A 22,479-nucleotide genomic window follows, 5' to 3' on the forward strand; every position below is an offset into this window, starting at 1 on the left:
TAGTTTAAGAATAAACTATTTGTTTGGTTCGAATTTCAAACAGGCTCATTAACCAAACAAAATGAGATGTTTATAAACAGGTAAAGACACCGACATTTTCAGTCGGTGTCTGATACATTTTTAGCTTAGCTAAGTTAAGTGATTACTTAATCTCAACTACTGCTCCAGCTTCTTCTAATTGTTTTTTAAGAGCTTCTGCTTCGTCTTTAGCAACACCAGCTTTTAATTCTTTTGGTGCTCCGTCTACTAAGTCTTTAGCTTCTTTCAAACCTAAACCAGTTAAATCTTTAACAAGTTTTACAACTGCTAATTTCTGACCACCAGCTTCTTTTAAGATTACATCAAAAGATGTTTTTTCTGCAGCAGCAGCAGGTGCATCACCACCAGCAGCAGGACCAGCAACTACAGCAGCAGCTGCAGGCTCAATACCATACTCATCTTTTAAGATTTGAGCTAATTCATTAACTTCTTTTACTGTTAAGTTTACTAATTGCTCAGCAAACGCTTTTAAATCTGCCATTTTATTAAGATTTTAAAAATTTACGTGTGTAATAATTTTGTTTAATTTGCGAACTTAAGGTGTTCGTTAACCTTCTCTTTCTTGAAGAGTTTTAACAATTCCTGCAATTTTGCTACCGCCTGATTGAAGTGCAGATAGAACATTTTTAGCTGGTGATTGTAATAATCCAACGATATCTCCGATAAGCTCTTCTCTTGATTTCAAGCTTACTAAGTTATTCAATTGGTCATCGCCAACGTATACTGATGAATCTATGAACGCTGCTTTAAGCACCGGTTTATCAGATGTTTTTCTCAAAGCTTTAATCAACTTCGCCGGAGCGTTAGCTGTTTTTGAGAATAATAATGATGATGAACCTTTAAGCGCTTCGTATATCTCAGAAGCATCACCGTCTAAACCTTCAATCGCTTTGCGGATTAAAGAGTTTTTAGCAACCTTCATTACGATATCACCTTCGAAACATTTGCGACGGATGTTATTGATCTGCTCAACAGAAAGGCTAGAAGTATCAGCAATATAAAAATTGCCAAATTCCTGCATTTGTCCTTGTAGTTCTAAAACTACTTCGTTTTTTTCTTCTCTGTTCATGATTAGATCCCCGCTACTGATTTTGTTTCAATTGCAATCCCAGGACTCATTGTAGAAGACACGTGAATGCTCTTAAAATAAGTTCCTTTTGCAGCAGATGGTTTTAATTTAGAAATTACTTGAATAATCTCAAGAGCATTCTCATAAATTTTGTCTGCTGGGAATGATACTTTTCCTATCGAGGCGTGTATGATACCCGTTTTGTCTACTTTAAAATCAATTTTACCTGCTTTAACTTCTGTTACAGCTTTACCAACTTCGTTGGTTACTGTTCCAGATTTTGGGTTAGGCATTAAGTTCCTTGGACCTAAAACACGGCCCAATTTACCTACCTTAGCCATACAAGCTGGTGTAGTGATAATAATGTCTACATCGGTCCAACCACCTTCAATTTTAGCTACATACTCGTCTAAACCTACGAAGTCTGCGCCAGCTGCTTTTGCTTCTTCTTCCTTATCAGGAGTTACCAAAGCTAAAACACGTACAGTTTTACCTGTTCCGTGTGGTAAAGTAGCAATACCACGTACCATTTGATTGGCTTTACGCGGATCTACACCTAAAGATACATCAATATCAACTGAAGCATCGAATTTAGTAGTAGTGATTTCTTTTACCAAAGCAGCAGCATCCTTCAAAGTATAAGCTTTACCAGCTTCTATTTTAGCATGTGCCTTTTTTTGATTTTTAGTTAATTTCGCCACTGTTGTAAACTGTTTTTTAATTAATTGTTCCAGGGTGCGTCACCAGAAACGGTGATTCCCATACTGCGTGCTGTTCCAGCAACCATACTCATTGCTGATTCGATTGTAAATGCATTTAAATCAGGCATTTTGTCCTCAGCAATAACTTTAATCTGGTCCCAGGTCACCGACCCAACTTTCTTACGGTTAGGCTCAGCAGAACCACTCTGTAATTTAGTAGCATCTTTTAACTGGATAGCTACCGGAGGGGTTTTGATGATGAAATCGAATGACTTATCAGCATAAACAGTAATTACAACTGGCAATACTTTACCTGCTTTATCTTGGGTACGAGCGTTGTACTGTTTGCAAAACTCCATAATGTTCACCCCTTTAGCACCTAATGCAGGTCCTACTGGTGGCGATGGATTTGCCGCTCCGCCTTTGATCTGTAATTTGATCATTGCACTGACTTCTTTTGCCATTTTGTGTTTTTTGTTTATTTAAAACTCAATGTTAAATATTGGAAGCATGTAACATTTATTTCCTCACAGCTCCTATAAAGCTTAAAGGACTGCAAAGATATGGATTAACTTACAGTAAAACAATAGTATTGATAAAATTAATTTTAATGTAGTTTTTGTAGGGTTAAGATCCGAAATTCAATTCTTATATATTTAACGAACAAATACCAAAATTTATTACCAGCTTAAGCATTATTATTATTTTTTGGCAGCCTATCCGGTTTTAATTTGAAGTGAACGTCATCCTGGATTTATTTCATGGTCTTTCATGCTATAAAGATGCTGCTAAAGGCGTTTGAAAACCCAATCTCTACCTTTACAATAAATTCAGCACGACGAATTGGTCTATTTAAGTGCGTTTATAAATCAGTTTTAATTAAATAATTATCGAATTCAGGCGGCAGTTATTTTCAGAATTTGATTGATTTCACGGTCATAAAAAAAGCCCCGATTACTCGAAGCTTTCTAATATTTTAGTATTTTTATTACTCTTTTTCTACCTGCATGTAATTGAGTTCCAGTGGTGTTTTGCGACCAAAGATTTTAACCATTACTTTCAGTTTTTTCTTCTCTTCGTTTACTTCCTCGATAATTCCAGAGAAACCATTGAAAGGTCCGTCCATTACTTTGATGCCTTCGCCAACATAATAAGGAACGTTCATCGTTTCACCCTGTTCGCTCATTTCATCAACCACACCTAAGATACGGTTCACTTCTGCCTGGCGCATTGGGATTGGATTACCGGCTTTATCACCCAAGAAACCAATTACACTGTTGATGCCTTTAATGATATGCTCTAATTCTCCATCTAATGTAGCTTCGATTAAAACATAACCTGGATAGAAGTTACGTTCTTTGGCAATCTTTTTACCATCTTTCATTTGGTAATATTTCTCCATAGGAATCAATACCTGCGGAACCAAATGAGAGAAACCTAAACGGCTGATCTCAGCATCAATGTACTGTTTTACTTTCTTTTCCTTACCGCTAACCGCCCTTACAACGTACCACTTTAGATCGCTCATTAGTAAATATTAATTAGAAAGTGATTTATAAAAAGTATCTAACACAAATGTCGATCCTTTATCCATTGCAAAAATAACCAATGCAATAATTAAAGAAGCTACCAATACAAGGATTGCAGAACTTTGCAGTTCGCCCCATGTAGGCCAGGTAACCTTATTGGTCATCTCATCGTACGATTCTTTTATAAACTCAACTACTTTAGCCATATCAAATTATTGAATGAATGAATGAGTAAATGAGTGGACGATATTACTTGAAACTAAGCTTCAAATTTAACCATTCACTCATTCTTGTACTCAATCAATATATTAGCACGGGAACAAGGATTCGAACCCTGATCAAAGGTTTTGGAGACCTCTATTCTACCGTTGAACTATTCCCGTGTGTTTTAAAAAAAGAGCTAGCCTAAACCAGCTCTTTTTTGTATTGTTGTAGCTTAAAATTAAGCTAAGATTTCAGTTACCTGACCAGCACCTACTGTTCTACCACCTTCACGGATAGCGAAACGTAGACCTTTTTCCATTGCAATCGCGTTAATTAATTTAACAGTGATTGTAACGTTATCACCTGGCATTACCATTTCAGTTCCTTCAGCTAGTGAGATCTCACCAGTTACGTCTGTGGTACGGAAATAGAATTGAGGACGATATTTGTTGAAGAATGGTGTGTGACGACCACCTTCTGCTTTTGATAATACATAGATCTCAGCTTTGAAATCAGTGTGAGGAGTTACTGAACCTGGTTTACAGATTACCATACCACGACGGATATCAGTTTTCTCAATACCACGTAATAATAAACCTACGTTATCACCAGCTTCACCGTAATCTAAGATTTTACGGAACATCTCAACACCAGTTACTGTAGATTTTAAGTTCTCAGCACCCATACCTAAGATCTCAACTGGATCTCCAGAGTTGATTACACCACGCTCAATACGACCAGTAGCAACAGTACCACGACCAGTGATTGAGAATACGTCTTCAACAGGCATTAAGAAAGGAAGATCTGTTAAACGTGGAGGAATTGGAATGTAGCTATCTACAGCATCCATTAATTCCATGATTTTACCAACCCATTTAGCATCACCGTTTAATCCACCTAGTGCAGAACCTTGGATTACAGGAATATCATCACCTGGGAATTCGTAGAATGATAATAATTCACGAACTTCCATTTCTACTAATTCTAATAATTCAGGATCATCAACCATATCCACTTTATTCATGAATACAACCAATGAAGGTACACCAACCTGACGAGCTAATAGGATGTGCTCGCGAGTTTGTGGCATTGGACCATCAGTAGCAGCAACAACGATAATTGCACCGTCCATCTGAGCAGCACCAGTAACCATGTTTTTCACGTAATCCGCGTGACCTGGACAGTCAACGTGAGCATAGTGACGGTTAGCTGTTGAATACTCAACGTGAGCTGTATTGATTGTAATACCTCTTTCTTTTTCCTCTGGAGCAGAGTCAATTGAATCGAATGAACGTGCCTCAGTTAAACCAGCATCAGCCAAAACTTTTGTAATAGCTGCTGTTAAAGTTGTTTTACCGTGATCGACGTGACCGATTGTACCGATGTTTAAGTGCGGTTTACTGCGGTCAAATTTTTCTTTTGCCATTTTATTTATAACTAATTAGTAGGTTAACTTTTTATTATTTTTTTATTTATTGTTATTTCAACACAAAAAACCTTGTCTACTCTGCTTATTAAACAGATTTAACAAAGCTTTATTATACCTGAGCCAACTATGGGAATTGAACCCACGACCTCTTCCTTACCAAGGAAGTGCTCTACCGCTGAGCTAAGTCGGCTTTTTAGTTTCCAGTTCCAGCCTTTGGTTTTAACTACATTAAAACTGTTACCAACAACTGCCCACTTTCTAATTTTATTGGAGCGGAAGACGAGGTTCGAACTCGCGACCTATAGCTTGGAAGGCTATCGCTCTACCAACTGAGCTACTTCCGCTTTTAAAAATCAGTGATTGATTGAATGAAAGAATGAGAGAATTATTCTATCATTAAAACATTTGGTCATTCATCTAAAGTGTGGGGAGAGAAGGATTCGAACCTTCGAAATCTTGCGATAACAGAGTTACAGTCTGTCCCATTTGGCCGCTCTGGAATCTCCCCATCTTTTACTTTAAAATGCTAACACTTTAAAATAAAAAGAGCCTCCTATCGGAATCGAACCAATGACCTACTGATTACAAGTCAGTTGCTCTACCAGCTGAGCTAAGGAGGCTTTAAATTTTCTGCAATGATACGAAAAATCTTCATTTTTCATACTATTAACGTGTTTTTTTAAAACTTTTATCTTTTTAAAGAACAACCCTTTTCTTCTTGGCGTGATGCCGTTTCCGAAATGGAATGCAAATATACACACTTATATTTCACTTCAAAATAAATTTGAAAAAAATAATGAAGTTATTTTAGTTAGTATTCATCATACGCTTGAAGGAGCTTAATAATCAATCTCTTAAAATTGAATATTTTTTTTATGTTCATTGTTCTAATAAACATGATTACGATCTGTAATCACAATAACCAACAGAAAACAACAAATGCATTAACCTCAATAAAAATTAAAATTTATATCCCGAGGTCTATTTTTTCACGGAGAATTGCTTAGAAAATTAAAATTGGTGTATAGAAATTGTACGAATAGCTTCCGATTTCTTTAAATTATTTGAAGAAACTAATATAAAAAAAGTCGTCATCTCGACTGAAGCGCAGCGAAACGGAGAGATCTAAATAAAAAGTATTCTCAAGATAGATCTCTCGGCTAGGTTACACTCCGCTCGAGATGACGCCGCCAAAGGGAATTATCTTTTTAATTTTTCATCGATTGATGGTACCTGCAAAGGTATCACTAAAACAAAAAAGGGGTGGCACATTTAACTGTACCGCCCCATTTGCATTATATTTTTTTGTGCTATTAATAGTCAGCTGCCTCACTCTCACTTAAAATTGCTTTATGCTCACTTAATTTTGCACGTGTTTTATCTTTATGTTTAGTAATTTGCTTTCTTAACGATTCGATTGCCAGATCTGTGGCTTCTTCAAATGATTTACATTGTTCTTTAGCGAAGAGGGTACCTCCTGGTACAATGAGTTTGATCTCACTGATTTTATTGGCCTCGTCCTCTACGTTCTCTAACTTTAAATACACTTCTCCGCTAATGATCTGGTCAAAAAACTGATCAAGCTTATTTGCTTTTTTTTGTATAAAATCTAACAACTTACTGTCTGCACTGAAGTGGATTGATTGAACTCCGATTTTCATTTTTCCTCCTTTTTTTATGCCTTTGGATGGGCTTGTTTATAAATTGTTTTTAATCTTTCGATCGAATTATGCGTATAAACCTGGGTGGCTGCTAAACTGGCATGGCCCAGGAGTTCTTTGATTGCATTTAGATCTGCACCTGCATTTAACAGGCTGGTGGCATAGCTATGCCGCAACACATGGGGGCTTTTCTTTTCATTGGTTGATACATGGTTTAGGTATGAGGTTACAATACGGTATATTAATTTCGGATATGCCGCTGCACCTGTATTAGTAACGATTAATATTAGCAAATTGTTATTAAAGTTTTGCAACTTTTTTAGCTCAATATAGGTATTTACCTGATTGATAAGCTGTTTATTTATTGGAATAATTCTTTCTTTATTCCTTTTACCCAGTACCCTTATCGTTCCTGAATAAATATCAATATCAGTATCTTTTAACTGCAACAGTTCAGTTAAACGTATACCGGTTCCAAAAAGCAATTCGATTACCAGATGATCGCGAACGGAAGGAAAACTTTCATCGAAATATTGCTGCGAATCCAGTAAATGATCCATTTTCTGCGCATCTACAAATACCGGCAGCCTTTTAGGTATTTTTGGTGCCTTGATTAAAACCGTAGGGTTCTGATCAATTTCTCCTGACCGATGTAAAAATTTGTAAAAGCTCCGTAAAGCAGAGATTTTTCTGTTAATGGTATTTTCTGAATGTCCGTCGTCCATCAGTTCAATCAGGTAATCGCGAAGTTGTTGATGTTTAACTTCGGCAAAATCCATTTCCAGTGCCTGGATAAATACTTCAAACTGATCTAAATCCTTTTGATAAGCGGTAATGGTGTGCTGAGAATAGCGCTTCTCGTGAGTTAAATAGGTGATAAAACTTTTTTGCAACATTCCATAACGTTTTAAGGGGCATTGATATGAAGTTACAAATAGTTTTGATATAAAGAAATCATTAACGAATTGTTTATTTTCAATTTTTGATGTTCCTTAAAACAAAAAATCCTCCTGATTTAACACCAGGAGGATTTTAACGTATTTATATCTTAAACAACTATGCAGTTGTATCTTGATTCATATTCTGAATGTAAACAGCATGTTTAATTTCAGTACGGCGAGCAACGGATTTTTTCTCGTATGCTTGGCGACTACGTAGTTCTCTCAATACACCAGTTTTTTCAAACTTTTTCTTGAAACGTTTAAGGGCTTTATCTAATGATTCGCCGTCTTTAATGTTGATAATGATCATAACGCTGAAATACCTCCTCTCGTGGTTTTTTAAATTTTCCCGTATTATCGGGGCTGCAAATGTAAGCAAAATATTGAAAATGAGAAAGATTTACAAAAAGAATTTTTATTTAAATCATTAGTAGAATTTATGTGTTGTTTAGCTACATTTATATACATAATTATATATGACAACAGGTAAAAAAGTAGGTTCAATTATCGCAGTTATAGTTGTTATCGCATTAATCGCAATTTGTTACTACCGTTATTTCTTTGTTTTTGGTGAAGGTGTTAAAGCAGGAGAGTTAAACTATGTAGTAAAAAAAGGCTATGTATTTAAAACCTACGAAGGCAAATTAATTCAGAGCGGGATAAAATCGCGACAAACAGGCACGCTACAGAACAACGAATTCGAATTTTCTATTGCAAATCAGGAAATTGCTGAAAAGATGATGGCCAATAGCGGCAAGTTTTTTGAACTACACTACAAAGAATATAAACATGCCCTGCCATGGCGAGGATTTAGTGTTTACGTAGTAGATAGCATTTTAACTTCGAAAGATTTACCTCAATAGGTTTAGGGTTTAGGGTTTAGGGTTTAGGGTTTAGGGTAAATTATTATTTTGCTATTTAGTTTTAAACCTTACACCATAAACCTTCCACCTATTTAACCTTTCTTAGGCACCTTCGCTCCTGCCTTTTTGGCTTCCGATAATCCGATGGCAATTGCCTGCTTTTTGGAAGTCACTTTTTTACCTGATCCGCTCCTGAGCTTACCTTCTTTCATTTCGTGCATGGTTTTTTCTACTTTTTCACCAGCTTTTTCTGAATACTTTGCCATTTTATAGTTCATTAGTTCAGTAGTCATCTGTTCATTGGTAACTGCCAATTGCCAACTGAAAACTGTTAATTTCTTTAGTCTTTAGTCTTTAGTCTTTAGTCTTTAGTTAAAACATTACATCCAGATGGGAGGTTTTAAAATTTTCAGCAAAAAAAAATCCGGAGGCGATTAAACCGTCCGGATTGCTCATCATATATTTGGTTTTTAATAAGGTTGAAGGTGTAGGGTGTAAGGCATAGGGTGACCGACATTTGCCTTAAACCTTAAGCCTTTTACCTTCTACCCTTGCAATATTTCGCGGGCAATTACAATCTTTTGTATTTCTGATGTGCCCTCACCTATTGTACATAATTTACTATCACGATAAAATTTCTCCACCGGAAAATCTTTGGTGTAACCATAACCCCCAAATATTTGAACAGCTTCGGTTGCTACCCTTACCGAAACTTCTGAAGCAAAATATTTTGCCATAGCCGATTCTTTTGTCATAGGTAAATGCCTGTTCTTTAAATCGGCTGCCTGGCGGATCAATAGCTCTGCAGCTTCAATCTCTGTAGCCATATCCGCAAGTTTGAAACTAATGGCCTGAAAGCTGGAGATCGGCTGTCCAAATTGCTGACGCTGTTTTGAATAAGCTACCGCAGCATCAAAAGCTCCCTTAGCAATTCCTAAGGCCAATGCGGCAATAGAAATCCTTCCGCCATCCAAAACCTTCATGGCCTGTTTAAAACCTTCGCCAACATTGCCCAAGAGATTGGCTTTTGGTACCCGGCAATTATCAAAAATCATTTCTGTGGTTTCTGATGCCCGCATTCCCAGTTTATTTTCTTTTTTTCCAGCAGTAAAACCCGGTGTACCACGCTCTACTACAATGGCCGAAATCCCTTTCGAACTTCCCTGTTCCCCTGTCCTTACCATCACAACCGCAATATCGCCGCTTTTGCCATGGGTAATCCAGTTTTTTGCACCATTAATAATGTAATCATCTCCATCTTCAACAGCCGTAGTCATCATCCTTAAGGCATCTGAGCCAGTATTGGCCTCAGTTAATCCCCAGGCACCAATCCATTTAGCAGTTGCCAGTTTAGGCAGCCATTTTTGCTTCTGTTCTTCGTTAGCAAATGCCATAATGTGGCCGGTACATAAAGAGTTGTGTGCGGCTAATGATAAACCAATTGAACCACAAACCCGGGCCACTTCTACAATGATGTCAACATATTCCTGATAACCTAATCCTGAGCCACCATATTCTTCGGGAACCAAAACGCCCATCAACCCCAATTCTCCGAGTTGTTTAAACAATTCTAAAGGAAAATGCTGTGCTTCATCCCATTCCATTATATTTGGACGGATGTTTTTCTCAGCAAAATCGCGGACCATGGCCTTTACACTTTGCTGAGTTTCTGTTTCTGAAAAATCGAAGCTTACGCTCATTAAATATTATATTTATAGTTAGTTTGGGCAATTATAAACAATTATTTGATAGTTAGTTACCATTAAATATTTGTGCCATTACAGAATGAAATGGTATTCGGTTCAATAAGTTTAACGGTTAATTTTAAACCTTGAAAATCAAGGGAGATTTTTTTTTAAGATTTTTACAACGATAACCGAATATTTTGGAAAATAGGTCTCAATTGAATAAGAATGTAACCATATTTGGGGTTGCAGGGTAACGAAACTACATGCTTTTAATCAGGTGCAAAGGCTTGCAGCACTGCCCTAAGTAACTAAACCTGATCGCAGCGAACACGGAGTGCAACGGAGTAAAGCGAAGAGCAGGGAGAAACTTTACTATGGAATACGGGTTTTGCTTTCCGAAAAAAGAAATCTTTAATACTATTGTTTTTAAAAAAGCAGTTTGGGAGCGTTTAGGATAATGCAGTCCCACTGTCCGCTTTAATCGTGCACGCTTCCATTGAGTTTAGGTGGCGCGGCTGGCAACCATATTTGGGGTTGCAGGGTAACGAAACTACATGCTTTTAATGAGATGCAAAGGCTTGCAGCACTGCCCTAAGTAACTAAACCTGATCGCAGCGAACACGGAGTGCAACGGAGTAAAGCGAAGAGCAGGGAGAAACTTTACTATGGAATACGGGTGTTGCTTTCCGAAAAAAGAAATCTTTAATACTATTGTTTTTAGAAAAGCAGTTTGGGAGCGTTTAGGATAATGCGGTCCCACTGCCCGCTTTAATCGTGCACGCTTCCATTGGGTTTAGGTGGCGCGGCTGGTAACCATATTTGGGGTTGCGGGGTAACGAAACTACATGCTTTTAATCAGGTGCAAAGGCTTGAAGCACTGCCCTAAGTAACTAAACCTGATCGCAGCGAACACGGAGTGCAACGGAGTAAAGCGAAGAGCAGGGAGAAACTTTACTATGGAATACGGGTGTTGCTTTCCAAAATCAAAAATCGATATTCCTTTTAAAAAGAGATGTAGGGCGTAATTTTATCAATCACCTGCTGGTTTAGGAGTACAATCTTTTTCAGATCAGAAATACCTGTATAATTGCCATGCTGCCTGCGGTATTGAATAATGGCATTGATCTGTTTGAAAGTAAGATATGGATTACGCTTTAAATCATTAAAAGTTGCAGTATTAATATTGATTGTTTTTAAAGGCATATTGCCAATTTTAATCTGATCCTTAATCTCCGCATACTTATTGGAGTCTAAACCATAAACTTCGAGAAGTTGTTCTTTCTTGTAAAAACCACCTAAACGTTCACGATATTTAATAATCCTAAGTGCAAAAGTCCCGCCGATGCCTTTAACCTCATCTAACTGCGTAGAGTCTGCCGTATTGATATCAACAATTACCAAAGCTTTCTTAGCATATTCCTTTTTTTCAGAAAGCGCATCATTTTTTGAGACATTAATGGCCTGCTCGGGTATTTTAGCATATGGTAATATCCTTTTATACATTTCTGGCGAAATGGTATACATTTTCTGAAGATCTTCAGGTTTATTAAATCTGCCGCCTTTAGCGGTATAATTCACAATGGACTGTGCCTGTTTTGCGGATAGGCCTAAAGTTCTCCAACCTTCCTTATCTAATGTATTGGGATTAAATTTAAAGAGCTTGACTGTTTTTTTGTGGCTGGAACTTTCAATCAGATCGCGAACAGCATGATCATACACCTCATCTTTAACACTGATCTGCTGAATTTGAGCTAAGAGATTCGGATCATCTTTCTGAACTGGCAGATAATAGCTATATATAACCGGAACAGCCTTAATTATAAGAATAATAGCCACCAGGAAAAGTAACCCGTTGAATTCACTTTTGCTAACACCAAAATTTTTGTTGAACCAAATTCTCATTGATGCGATATGACATGTGTATTATAAATATAAATCTTATTTTTGGGATTGCAAAACCGAATAGGTTTTGTCTATCAACAATCTAAGAATTTATATGAAGATCATAACTACATCTGAGTTTGCGAAAGCAACAAAGATAGATAAGCTAGGTGTACCAGGTTTAGCAGGTTTGATGATGGAGATCATGAAACTGAACGACATTAACGACGTATTTGCTCAAAATCAACATTTTAAAGGCTTAGAATTTGTAGACAAAATATTAGAAACCATTGGCGTTTCTATAGAATTTGATGATGATGACTTAAATAGTATTCCTAAAACAGGGCCTTTTATAGCCATTGCAAATCATCCTTATGGTGGTGTAGAAGGTTTAGCACTAGTTAAACTATTGTGTACGGTGAGGCCGGATGCCAAGGTAATGGTTAATTTTATTTTGAAAAAAATACCAAACCTTGATGAGTTTTTTGTGGCTGTAAATCCTTTCGAAAATGTGCAGCATTCTTCCAGCATCAGCGGATTAAAAACTACTTTTGATCTGCTTAGAAACGGAACACCAATTGGCATTTTCCCTGCAGGAGAGGTTTCTACCTTTAAATTAGACGCTCAGCAGGTAACCGACAGGATGTGGCATCCTGTGGTTGGAAAACTGATTGCCAAAGCTAAAGTACCTGTTGTACCGATTTATTTCCATGGCAATAACGGTGTTTTCTTTAATATTTTGAGCTTTATACACCCTACCCTGCGTACAGCAAAACTACCTTCAGAATTTTTAAATAAACATGGTCGCACCATTAAAGTCCGGATTGGTAAGCCAATAGCTGTATCTGAAATTTCGCACATGAACAGCAGCAATAAGCTGATGGACTTTTTAAGAGCCCGTACATATGCGCTTGGTATTGGTTTAGATATAGAGAAAAAGCTCTTTAACCCATTAAACTTATTTAAGATTAAGAAGAAACCTGCCGAGGTAATTGAAGAAACTTCGAGGCTTTTAATTAAAAATGAGGTAGCATTGCTTGAAGATTTCAGGGTTTGGACAGAGAAGAATTATGAGGTATATATTGTCCCAACTTTAAAGATCCCGAATATTTTAAGAGAAATTGGCCGTCTGCGCGAAATCACTTTCCGTGAGGTTGGCGAGGGTACCAACAAAAAAATCGATCTCGACAATTACGATATTTACTATAACCACTTATTTATTTGGGATAAAGATTTAGAAAATATTGTAGGTGCTTACCGTATTGGCAAGGGCGATGAGATTTTAGAAAGCATGGGACGCCGTGGTTTTTACCTTTCTGAACTCTTTAAAATGAAAGATCAGTTCTACCCGATGCTAAGACAGGGGATTGAACTGGGCAGATCGTGGATCAGAAAAGAATACCAGGGTAAGCCTCTACCCCTATTCTTATTGTGGAAAGGCATTTTAAAATACCTGATCGATAACCCACAGTACCGCTATATGTTTGGCCCGGTAAGTATCAGCAATAATTTTTCGAAATTCAGCAAGGCTTTAATTGTGGATTACATTACCAAAAACCACTTCGATTACGAAATGGCTAAATATGTTAAACCGAGAAACAAATTTAAAGCTGATTTATTGCCTATTTCTACCGACACACTGGTTGACAGCAGTGAATCTTTTAAAGATCTGGACAGCATTATCGGAGACATCGAAAACTCGCATATTAAAATCCCGGTATTGTTAAGGCAGTACATGAACCTGAATGCAAAGATCATCTCATTCAATATCGACCCTAAGTTTTCTGATTGTTTAGATGGCTTCTTAGTGGTTGATACACATAGTATTCCACCAGAGATTTTGGAAAAACTAGGCAAGAACTTATAATTTAAGCCATAAAAAAACCCAGACATCCATCTGGGTTTTTTATTATCAACTAACCTAAACTTTATAAATACTAACCAAATATTTATGCCACAAAAGTAGGCCAGCCTTGTTAAATTGGTGTTAATGAAATATTATTTATAGAATTTTCTTTCTTACAATTTCTTAACCGATTAAAATACTGTTGTTCATATTATTCCATTATCTTTAGGTACTCTGTATGAGCTATGATAAACATTCTTCTTCATGAGAACCGAATAGTTTCCCTCCCTTATATTTAGCTCAAATAAAAAATCATTTATCAGGTTGGTTCCCTAATGGGATCAACGTTGAACTATCATTATGACAATCATTTCTAAAGAGAATTTTTCAAAGGCAACAGGCATTTGTAACATTCCAATCCCTGGTCTAGCTTCCTTCTTAATGAGGTTCTTGAAGATTAACGACTTCAATGAGATTATTAGAGCTGCCAATGCCCTGGAAGGAGAAAAATTTGCCAATCATATTCTGAATGTCCTGGGCGTTACTATTCAGATCAGTGATGAGGATTTAGCCAACATTCCAAAAGAAGGTGCATTTATTGCGATTGCAAACCACCCCTATGGTGCTATAGAATCATTGGCATTATTAAGTACACTTGCCAATCACCGACCTGATACGATGTTTATGGGGAATTTTCTGTTAAAGAAAATTCCAAATCTGGAGAAATGTATTATCGCGGTAAATCCGTTCGAAAAAGTTCAGGATTCATCAAGTATCAGCGGATTGAAAACAACTTTAAAACTTTTAAAAGATGGTAGTCCTGTTGCTATTTTTCCTGCAGGCGAAGTTTCTTCATATAAATTCAGAAAAAATCAGATTACCGACCGCGAGTGGCATCCCGTGGTTGGAAAAATCATCTCTAAAGCCAAAGTACCGATACTACCCATATATTTTCATGGCAACAATGGCATCTTTTTTAGCCTGCTGAAGTTTATACACCCTTCGTTACAAACAGCAAAACTGATTTCAGAATTATTCAACAAAAATGGTCACCAGTTAAAAATCAGTATCGGCAAACCTGTTCTTTTAGAAGAAATAGACTGTAAAGATTGTAATACCTCCCTTTTAAAACACTTAAGAAAGGGCCTTTACGCCCTAAAAGAGTAACCTTATCCCAATTCATGAAAATATAATGTTAATTTCCTGTTAAGCCGCTTTCCATTATTCACATAAAGAAATTGTTGCTTTTGTGTTAATAATAAGTAAATTTAAAATAACCAAATATAAGGTGGTTTGAAAAGAGGGAATTATATATATATTTTGAGAACCATTTTGTTCGCTGCCCTGATGATGAATACCGTCATCTCGAAGGGACAGAATTATTCCTTCGATTTTTATGATGGCACCTTTAATTTTAGTGTAGATTCTTCCGCTGTTTTTCCTATACCTCAAACGGCAACAACATCAGCTGTTTCAAACTTTTACGATCAAATCTCTTCTGCCAGATACGCTTCAGTTATTTCATCTTTAGAAAAATACCAGAAAAAATACAATTTAAACGATTGGATTTATTACCAATTGATCCGTAAAACAGCCGAACAGATTAGTCCGAAAGCAGATAATTATTTTGCCTATACTTTATACAAATGGTTTTTACTGAGTAAATGCGGCTATGATGCTAGATTAGCGATAGGCAATGAGCAGGTAATCTTTTATGTGAGAAATGAAGAGGATATTAGCGATATTCCATTTTTTATGATCGAGGGGCAAAAGTTTATGTGCCTAAATTACCACGACTATGGTAAACTGTTTAAACAGGCCGATGCTTACAAGCCCGTTAAAATCTCAATACCAGAAGCTAAAAATCCATTCTCGTACAAAGTAACGAGGATGCCTGATTTTAAGCCCGAAAGTTACCAGGAAAAAGATATTGAGTTTAGCTACCGTCAGAAAATACATCATTTCAAGCTGAAAGTTAATCAAGATGTACAAGCCATTTTCAAAAATTACCCCGTAGTAGATTTTGAGAGTTATTTTAATATTCCGCTGAGCAGAGAAACCTATGGCTCTCTTATTCCTACGCTAAAAGAAAATCTGAAACATATGGATCAGAAAAAAGGTGTTGATTACCTGATGAGATTTACCCGTTATGGCTTTCTATACGAAGATGATGGCGAAAACTTTGGGAAAGAAAAACGTTTCTCTCCAGAACAAACATTATTGAGTACATACAGCGATTGTGATGACAGGGCTGCATTATTTTTTTACCTGGTAAAGGAAATATATAATCTGCCGATGATTGCTTTGTTATACCCTAAACATTTAACCATTGCCGTACAGTTCGACAAGCCAATCGGTGAAGCGATTACTTATAATGGTAAGAAATATTCTTATTGCGAACCCACACCCCAGGCACAAAACCTAAAAATAGGCCAGATTGCCACCAACCTTAAAAACCTGAAATATGAGGTTGTATATGCTTATGAACCTGGAAATAAGTAAAAAGGTTTACAATGTTAAATTAAAGTTAAAATAATATTAAAACAATATTATCTTATTAACAACAAGTTTATTAATACCTTATTTGACGTACTTTTATGCATTAAGCATAATAAATACATGGCCGCTATCATATATACTGTAATTAAAGAATTCTTTGTCGAAATTCATGGTCATCCGGTAAAGGCCAGAATCCTATCGCCCATTAATGACGATAAAAACTTTACTTTTCAGGTGAACTCGCACTTTAGAAGTAACAGCGAACAGGACGCCAATATACCGGCTTCTACTTTTACTTCATATGCCAATGCGGAACGCCATTTGCTGGGCTATCTGGAGGCTTTTCAAAACACCATGGATTTAGGTGGTGCTGTAGCACCGGGCGTTAATTTTTAAAATTCTAAGCATTATATTTGCATAGCAGTTCTGTGCAAATACCCCTTCTCAAACTTCTTTTCGTTCTGTTAATCTGCCTAGCAGTTAAAACAACAACCATAAACTTAACGCTCGTCACTATAGATTAGTTAAAACTAATAGTTAAGATTTATCAGATCTGTTAAACTGCAGGAAGTATTTTATATGTTAACGAAGCGGCCTTTTGTTAACATAATCATAATGTTAACTTAACTTTCTGTTTTTTTATCTTTGTCAAAATCCATAAAATCTAGATGAAAAAGAATAAATCCAAGTCGAAAAATCATTCGACAAATAAGAAGCTACGCAAAGAATTAGAATCGAAATTAGCCCTTGCATTTAACGAACTTGTTAATCAATATGGCAAATCAAAAAAAACGGAAAAAGTAATCGAGAAATTTGCAAAGCAACTGGTTAAAAAAGTTGTCTTCGCTACTCAAGATGATTCTATTACGCCATATATTAAGGAGGAAGAAACACCAGTTGCTGCAACAAAAGCAAAAACAGTTAAACCTGTTTCTATAAAAAAAGCTAAAGTTGAGGCTGAAAAGGAAAATATTTAAAAAAATGAAGCCGTCACATGACTGATGAGACGGCTTCATTTTATAATCATTATTTGATGATTAGTATACGTTGGTTTGAGGTGTAAAATTAGCCCAACCTGCTGTCCAATCTGAAGTACCAAATGCACCACGGTGGGCAACTACATCAAAACCAGTTAAGCCTGTAAAACTAGCACCTGCTAATAAAATTGACCCGGTATTTAATGTGAATTTAGGAGTAGCACCTAAATCAAAAATGGTTTCATCAATTCCCAAATCCTGCCATTTTCCATAAGTTTCATTTCCGAATGATGCTGTTTTAAACCAAACATCAATTGCCTGCGTACCAACATTACCAGTTGATTTAGTTTCAACACCAACCGGATTTGGGAATGTTGTTGTACCACCTGTACCGTAACCATTTGCTCCCCAACCATCAACACCTGCCAAAACAATATTTTTTAATACTAACTCACCATTAGCAGCATTAGCTAAAGTGGTTGCACCATCAATAAACAATCCATTAGGATATGCTGTAAATACAGAATTATAGATTTTTATTTTATTATTTCTTCTCAAATGCATTGCATTTTGAAATTGAGTTGAAATGGTTTTTGTTCTGTCTTTCTTTGGGCCGATAATTGTTACGTTTGAAAACTGAGGAGATGTGTAAGGTGTAACACTTGATCCAGTTCCATCGTTGTCAACTTCAAAACCATTAGAACCAGATTGGTCAGCAGAATTTGCATCACGGATACCAATAGCAAACTGAACGGTACCACGGAAACCAAAATCAACGTCAAAATCATCATCAAGGCCACGGTATGCAATTAAGTGTTTCGCATTTACAGTTCCACCAAACCATTCAAAGGCATCATCTAAGCCATAAGAACACTGCACATAATCAATTACAGTTCCTGAACCTACTGAACCCATGGTTAAAGAGTTAACTTCTTGGTTAGGATTAATCGGTGTACCGGCATAATCAATTCTTAAATATTTTAAAACACCAGAGTTATCTGTATCAACAGTACCACCGTGCCAGCCTTCGTAAGCGCCTTCTAATTCGGCCTCACCACCTGATTGATTGTTAGTTGCTTTTCCACATAATACAACACCACCCCAATCTCCTGGCTCACGCAATCCCGGAGCACGTTCTGAAGTAAAAATGATAGGTTGAGATGCAGTACCTTCAGCAATTAATTTGTTTCCTCTTTGTACAACCAAAGTACCTTTTGTCTCTCTGTCGCCAATAATCACCGTACCGGCTTCAATTTCTAAGGTAACTCCTTCAATGGCTGCTAAACCTGCTTTATTTTTTGCATCTCTACCTACTCTAACAAAACCATTAAGTCTGTAAATTTTGTCTTTAGTCCACTTGGTATTGGTAGTAATGCTTCCATTCGCAACCTCAACTATTGGTTTAGTAAATCCGGTAGTTGGATTTGTACCTGTGCCAGATCCGTTGCCAGAATTATATCCTGCTTCATTGTATTCGATAATAGTTGTTCTTTTACATGAACTAAAAATTAATGTTCCTGCCAAAACAAATACCATTGTTTTGAATCCGTTAGTACCAAATTTTGGCTTGTAAAGCTTTTTCATATTCATTTTTCCTATTTAAGTCTTTATTTTTTATTTAAAATATTTTGTAAGAAAGCGTTAATCCGAATTGACGGCCACTTCTAAACTGGGCAGTAACCTGATCTTCCGATTGATCAAATTTTCCATCTTGATTTCCGTCTTGCATCAATGTAAAGTTTTGATTAAGTAAGTCGTTGAAGTTGGCTTTTAAGGATAGTTTATTGGTAAAGTTTTTCGTCACAACTAAATCAACTACATTTCTTGGCATCTCATAAATATCCCTGATCAGATCTGTGCCAACAAATGCAATACGTTTTCCTGCAACATTATAAAGCAGGTTAACCTGGAATTTAGATTTAATGTTATTATAGAAGATAGCTGCGTTTAAAATATATGGCGATTGTCCTTGCATCGGACGATTATTTGATTGCCCAATTGCGCTGGCACCATCAAACATCACTTTACTATTAATGTAAGAAGCATTTAACAAAATTGTGATATCATTTAGAAACTTACTTTCACTTAATCCTGCAAGTGATTTACGCATTTCTAGTTCTACCCCTATATTTCTAACGTTCTGAGCGTTATTAAAATTAAAAGACTGCGCATTAGAACCAGGTATAGCAGTCATCTCGATGGCATCTTTAAATTTTTTGTAGAAACCCGAAATACTAATCAGTTCGCTTGTTGAAGGATAGAATTCATATTTTAAATCATAATTATCAATCTTTGCTGTTTTTAAATTTGGGTTACCGGCAACATTGAAATTCTGATCAAAATCATAAAATGAAAAGGGAGCAATCTCTCTGAATTCTGGCCTGTTTAATGTCTTACCATAAGCTAATCTGAATAAAGATTTTTCATTTATATTAAACTGAATATTCGCCGAAGGAAGTACCCTCGTAATATCATTATTAACATTAACAGGGCCTCCAGTATCAAAACTGTTCAGTTTTTGAACATTATTCTCCACCCTTGCGCCTGCAACTATTGTTAATTTATCCTTATAAGGCAAAACAAAATTCGCAAATCCAGCTAATAGTTTATTTGAAGCATCATAATTGTCATACGGATTAGATTTTTCATCCAATCTGATTCCTGTTGTCGTATTAATATTTTTCCAGTCAAAAAGTTCTTCTATAGTACCTTTTAACAATGACTGATCAAATTCTAATGAATTTGCCCGCACGTAACCGATGTTTCTTGAAGAAAATGTTCTCTGCTTATCTTCATAATAACCACCAACTTTTACCGAAGGCTTAAAACCTTCTGATTTTGGCGCAAGTGCCTGTTCAACATTAAATGCACCAGTTTTGATATCCTCATTCATTTTGGAATAAAACCTTCCCAAAAACTCTGGTTGAGCACCACCAGTTGGCACGAAAATATTATAAGTACCATCTCCGTTGGCAAGTGTTCTGTAGCGCGAATAATCTGGCTGATCTCTGAATGATTTACTATAACCTAATACCCAGTCAAACTTGGTATGCTCTTCATTGAATTTATGAACACCCGATAGTTGCCCTGAATAAATGCCACGATATAAAACATTCGAAGCGTAATTGGCATACTCTTGTTGCTTTTCAGACCCCAAGCGACTAACGTATTGTGATGTACTTAATTGATTATACAAGTTTTTGAACTCGAAAGTATTGTTGTTATCTAATTTAAAGGCCCAGTTATGTACAAGCCCTAAACGAACATTGTAGGTGTACTGATCGTCATTATACCTGTAATTTTCTTCAGCAATTTTCGAAATTGGATCATAAACCTCGTAGTTTCCCCTAAACACAGCATTATTTGTTTTGCTGTTGCTGTAGGTAATCGCCGTAATATTTCCCAATAACTTATTGTTGATGTTAAATCGCTTGCTACCGTAGATATTTAATTTTTGATCCAGATTAGCGGTATTAACTTCTGGCACCCAATTATTTCTTAGTGCGTGCCCTGCGGCGTTCAATTTGCTTGCATTAACCTGGTTTAAATTTGAAGGGAAATTAATAGGTAAATCATTTTCACCTGTATTAAAGCCAGTAAAATATAAGCTTCCTGTATTAGTCCTTTTAAAATCTTTGAAAGTAGCATTCTGGCGGTAACTTGTACCATAATCTATTGTTAACCGATCATCATCAGGAATGCTTTTAAGAAAAACTTTAACAACCCCTCCTGCAAAATCTGCAGGAATATCAGCCGAAGGGCTTTTATAAACCAATACACGGTCAATTTGATTGCTTGGGATTAAATCAAAGGAAAAAGATCGAACGTCTGTTTCCAGACTGGGTGCAGTAACATTGTTTAACTGAACGTTATTGTAACGTTCGGCCAAACCACGAATATTAATAAAGCGATTGTCTACAATCGTAATACCCGGAACACGTTTTACCACCTGCGCAGCATCCGTATCACCAGATCGCTGAATGGTTTGAGATGAAACCCCGTTTGCAATTGACTGAGACTTTTTCAGCTCTGCCAAAAGAGAAACTTCAGTACCTGATTTCCTAGCGCCTGTAATTACAACATCGTTAAGGGTAGATTGATCATCTTCCATCACAACATCTATCACAGTTGTTTTTCCTGGAGTAACTTTTACATTTGGGATTACCTGTTTTTTAAAAGAAATAAAAGAAAAACTTACGCGGTAAGTTCCTGGTTTTACAGTATTTAAAATATAATTACCATCAGCATCACTGGTAGTACCAATTGATGTTCCTTCTATCAGTACAGATAGGCCCACTAAAGTTTGACCTGTGGATTTATCCGTTATTTTACCAGAAATTTTTCCAGTTTGGGCATACGAAAGTATGCTGATCGTCAAAGCGAACACAGTAAGTGCCGCTCTTTTAAAAGAGTTTAGTAATTCCAATTTGCCTTTATTTGATAAGGGCAAAATTATTACCACAGTGTTAACTATAGGTTAGATGTTAATTAAGGTTTGTTTACCTTAAGGTTAATTCTAAGTTAACAGCATTCAATCCTAATATTTAATTCCTGTCTTCTTGCAAATGAAGTGCAATAACCAGATTGGCCCAATTAACAAGAATTTAACATCATCCAAAAATGAAGGTTTTTTCCCTTCTATTTTATGCCCAATAAACTGCCCTATCCAGGCACCTACAAATATTGCTGCATAAATGACATAAGCAGTTCCACTACCCAAACCAACTGCCTGCTCAATTTTAACGATGATGTAACTCATTAGTCCCACTACCCAGATCATCATGAAAAATAATACTGGTGATAAAGTGAAATAATAATACAAGCTAAAAGCCAGAAGAAATGAAGCCCAGTTAAAGAATCCATTATAACTGCCAAGAAAACTTAAATGTGGAAACGGAATTTGCCACACTAAACCCAATAGGCTAAAAACAATTAATGGAACACAAATCCAGTGTACCAACTTATTAGTTGGATTTTGGTGACTTTCTGCATACTTATCAAAAAGTACATCTACTGGTCTTTTTGGTTCAATTTTAATGGTTTGCTTGCTCATTATGTAAAAATAAAAAAAGCGACGGATATTCCATCGCTTAATATATTGTTTATTAAACAGCTCGTCATGCTGACCTGTAGCGCAGCGGAAAGCTACGCA

22 protein-coding genes and 5 tRNA genes are annotated in these 22,479 nt (G+C 36.4%); 6 read left to right on the forward strand and 21 right to left on the reverse strand.

Annotated features, from left to right (window positions below):
• Positions 1 to 142: 142 nt before the first annotated feature.
• The 15 genes from rplL to rpsU form a co-directional block, all read right to left on the reverse strand.
• A complete protein-coding gene (gene rplL / locus OQX63_RS07935) occupies positions 143 to 520 on the reverse strand; it encodes a 50S ribosomal protein L7/L12 (protein ID WP_010601097.1) in 378 nt (125 codons plus the stop codon).
• Between the two features lie 66 nt (positions 521 to 586).
• Positions 587 to 1,108: a 50S ribosomal protein L10 gene (rplJ, locus tag OQX63_RS07940; protein WP_090502367.1), complete on the reverse strand. Its 522-nt coding sequence runs from the start codon at positions 1,106 to 1,108 to the stop codon at positions 587 to 589.
• A gap of 2 nt (positions 1,109 to 1,110) precedes the next feature.
• Positions 1,111 to 1,809, reverse strand: coding sequence for a 50S ribosomal protein L1 (rplA, locus tag OQX63_RS07945; RefSeq protein ID WP_025143259.1), 699 nt, complete (start codon positions 1,807 to 1,809; stop codon positions 1,111 to 1,113).
• A gap of 20 nt (positions 1,810 to 1,829) precedes the next feature.
• Complete coding sequence (rplK, locus tag OQX63_RS07950) at positions 1,830 to 2,273, reverse strand: 50S ribosomal protein L11 (protein ID WP_010601094.1); 444 nt, start codon at positions 2,271 to 2,273, stop codon at positions 1,830 to 1,832.
• A gap of 524 nt (positions 2,274 to 2,797) precedes the next feature.
• Positions 2,798 to 3,337, reverse strand: coding sequence for a transcription termination/antitermination protein NusG (nusG, locus tag OQX63_RS07955; protein WP_025143263.1), 540 nt, complete (start codon positions 3,335 to 3,337; stop codon positions 2,798 to 2,800).
• Between the two features lie 9 nt (positions 3,338 to 3,346).
• Positions 3,347 to 3,544, reverse strand: a complete 198-nt coding sequence (gene secE, locus OQX63_RS07960) for a preprotein translocase subunit SecE (protein ID WP_025143264.1) — start codon at positions 3,542 to 3,544, stop codon at positions 3,347 to 3,349.
• A 106-nt stretch (positions 3,545 to 3,650) separates the two neighbouring features.
• Positions 3,651 to 3,721: transfer RNA gene (locus tag OQX63_RS07965), tRNA-Trp, on the reverse strand.
• A 59-nt stretch (positions 3,722 to 3,780) separates the two neighbouring features.
• Positions 3,781 to 4,968 (reverse strand): elongation factor Tu, encoded by a 1,188-nt coding sequence (gene tuf / locus OQX63_RS07970; protein ID WP_010601091.1) that lies wholly within the window; start codon positions 4,966 to 4,968, stop codon positions 3,781 to 3,783.
• A 121-nt stretch (positions 4,969 to 5,089) separates the two neighbouring features.
• Positions 5,090 to 5,161: transfer RNA gene (locus tag OQX63_RS07975), tRNA-Thr, on the reverse strand.
• Between the two features lie 78 nt (positions 5,162 to 5,239).
• A tRNA-Gly gene (locus OQX63_RS07980) sits at positions 5,240 to 5,315 on the reverse strand.
• Between the two features lie 81 nt (positions 5,316 to 5,396).
• A tRNA-Tyr gene (locus OQX63_RS07985) sits at positions 5,397 to 5,479 on the reverse strand.
• Between the two features lie 39 nt (positions 5,480 to 5,518).
• A tRNA-Thr gene (locus OQX63_RS07990) sits at positions 5,519 to 5,591 on the reverse strand.
• A 693-nt stretch (positions 5,592 to 6,284) separates the two neighbouring features.
• Complete coding sequence (gene hpf, locus OQX63_RS07995) at positions 6,285 to 6,632, reverse strand: ribosome hibernation-promoting factor, HPF/YfiA family (protein ID WP_025143266.1); 348 nt, start codon at positions 6,630 to 6,632, stop codon at positions 6,285 to 6,287.
• 14 nt (positions 6,633 to 6,646) lie between these two features.
• Entirely contained in the window at positions 6,647 to 7,528 is an 882-nt protein-coding gene (locus OQX63_RS08000; RefSeq protein WP_265850361.1) for a tyrosine-type recombinase/integrase, read from the reverse strand.
• A gap of 160 nt (positions 7,529 to 7,688) precedes the next feature.
• Entirely contained in the window at positions 7,689 to 7,883 is a 195-nt protein-coding gene (gene rpsU, locus OQX63_RS08005) for a 30S ribosomal protein S21 (protein ID WP_086549247.1), read from the reverse strand.
• A gap of 166 nt (positions 7,884 to 8,049) precedes the next feature.
• Here rpsU and OQX63_RS08010 point away from each other — a divergent pair, with 166 nt between their 5' ends.
• The gene (locus OQX63_RS08010) at positions 8,050 to 8,436 is read left to right on the forward strand and encodes a hypothetical protein (protein WP_265850362.1); all 387 of its coding nucleotides are present in this window, start codon (positions 8,050 to 8,052) and stop codon (positions 8,434 to 8,436) included.
• A gap of 92 nt (positions 8,437 to 8,528) precedes the next feature.
• Here OQX63_RS08010 and OQX63_RS08015 read toward each other — a convergent pair whose 3' ends face one another.
• The 3 genes from OQX63_RS08015 to OQX63_RS08025 form a co-directional block, all read right to left on the reverse strand.
• Positions 8,529 to 8,729 (reverse strand): DUF6496 domain-containing protein, encoded by a 201-nt coding sequence (locus OQX63_RS08015; protein ID WP_265850363.1) that lies wholly within the window; start codon positions 8,727 to 8,729, stop codon positions 8,529 to 8,531.
• A gap of 252 nt (positions 8,730 to 8,981) precedes the next feature.
• Positions 8,982 to 10,136, reverse strand: coding sequence for an acyl-CoA dehydrogenase family protein (locus tag OQX63_RS08020; RefSeq protein ID WP_265850364.1), 1,155 nt, complete (start codon positions 10,134 to 10,136; stop codon positions 8,982 to 8,984).
• A gap of 990 nt (positions 10,137 to 11,126) precedes the next feature.
• A complete protein-coding gene (locus tag OQX63_RS08025) occupies positions 11,127 to 12,026 on the reverse strand; it encodes a ComEA family DNA-binding protein (RefSeq protein ID WP_265850365.1) in 900 nt (299 codons plus the stop codon).
• A gap of 94 nt (positions 12,027 to 12,120) precedes the next feature.
• On the opposite strand from OQX63_RS08025, the gene OQX63_RS08030 reads away from it, so the two are divergent.
• From OQX63_RS08030 to OQX63_RS08050, 5 genes are all read left to right on the forward strand, one after another.
• Positions 12,121 to 13,872 (forward strand): lysophospholipid acyltransferase family protein, encoded by a 1,752-nt coding sequence (locus tag OQX63_RS08030; RefSeq protein WP_265850366.1) that lies wholly within the window; start codon positions 12,121 to 12,123, stop codon positions 13,870 to 13,872.
• A gap of 339 nt (positions 13,873 to 14,211) precedes the next feature.
• Positions 14,212 to 15,018, forward strand: coding sequence for a lysophospholipid acyltransferase family protein (locus OQX63_RS08035; RefSeq protein ID WP_265850367.1), 807 nt, complete (start codon positions 14,212 to 14,214; stop codon positions 15,016 to 15,018).
• Positions 15,019 to 15,144: 126 nt separating this feature from the next.
• On the forward strand, positions 15,145 to 16,353 hold the full coding sequence (locus OQX63_RS08040; protein WP_322974314.1) for a hypothetical protein: 1,209 nt from the start codon (positions 15,145 to 15,147) through the stop codon (positions 16,351 to 16,353).
• A 117-nt stretch (positions 16,354 to 16,470) separates the two neighbouring features.
• Entirely contained in the window at positions 16,471 to 16,746 is a 276-nt protein-coding gene (locus OQX63_RS08045; protein WP_265850368.1) for a hypothetical protein, read from the forward strand.
• Between the two features lie 272 nt (positions 16,747 to 17,018).
• Positions 17,019 to 17,327, forward strand: coding sequence for a hypothetical protein (locus tag OQX63_RS08050; protein ID WP_265850369.1), 309 nt, complete (start codon positions 17,019 to 17,021; stop codon positions 17,325 to 17,327).
• A gap of 60 nt (positions 17,328 to 17,387) precedes the next feature.
• Here OQX63_RS08050 and OQX63_RS08055 read toward each other — a convergent pair whose 3' ends face one another.
• From OQX63_RS08055 to OQX63_RS08065, 3 genes are all read right to left on the reverse strand, one after another.
• Positions 17,388 to 18,911 (reverse strand): hypothetical protein, encoded by a 1,524-nt coding sequence (locus OQX63_RS08055; RefSeq protein ID WP_265850370.1) that lies wholly within the window; start codon positions 18,909 to 18,911, stop codon positions 17,388 to 17,390.
• 34 nt (positions 18,912 to 18,945) lie between these two features.
• Positions 18,946 to 21,753 carry a TonB-dependent receptor gene (locus tag OQX63_RS08060; RefSeq protein WP_265850371.1) on the reverse strand — a complete coding sequence of 936 codons (2,808 nt, stop codon included), beginning with the start codon at positions 21,751 to 21,753 and terminating at the stop codon, positions 18,946 to 18,948.
• 111 nt (positions 21,754 to 21,864) lie between these two features.
• Complete coding sequence (locus tag OQX63_RS08065) at positions 21,865 to 22,380, reverse strand: DUF962 domain-containing protein (protein WP_265850372.1); 516 nt, start codon at positions 22,378 to 22,380, stop codon at positions 21,865 to 21,867.
• Between the last annotated feature and the right edge of the window lie 99 nt (positions 22,381 to 22,479).

It is taken from the genome of Pedobacter sp. PF22-3, from assembly GCF_026239555.1.
In the GTDB taxonomy this organism is placed as follows: domain Bacteria; phylum Bacteroidota; class Bacteroidia; order Sphingobacteriales; family Sphingobacteriaceae; genus Pedobacter.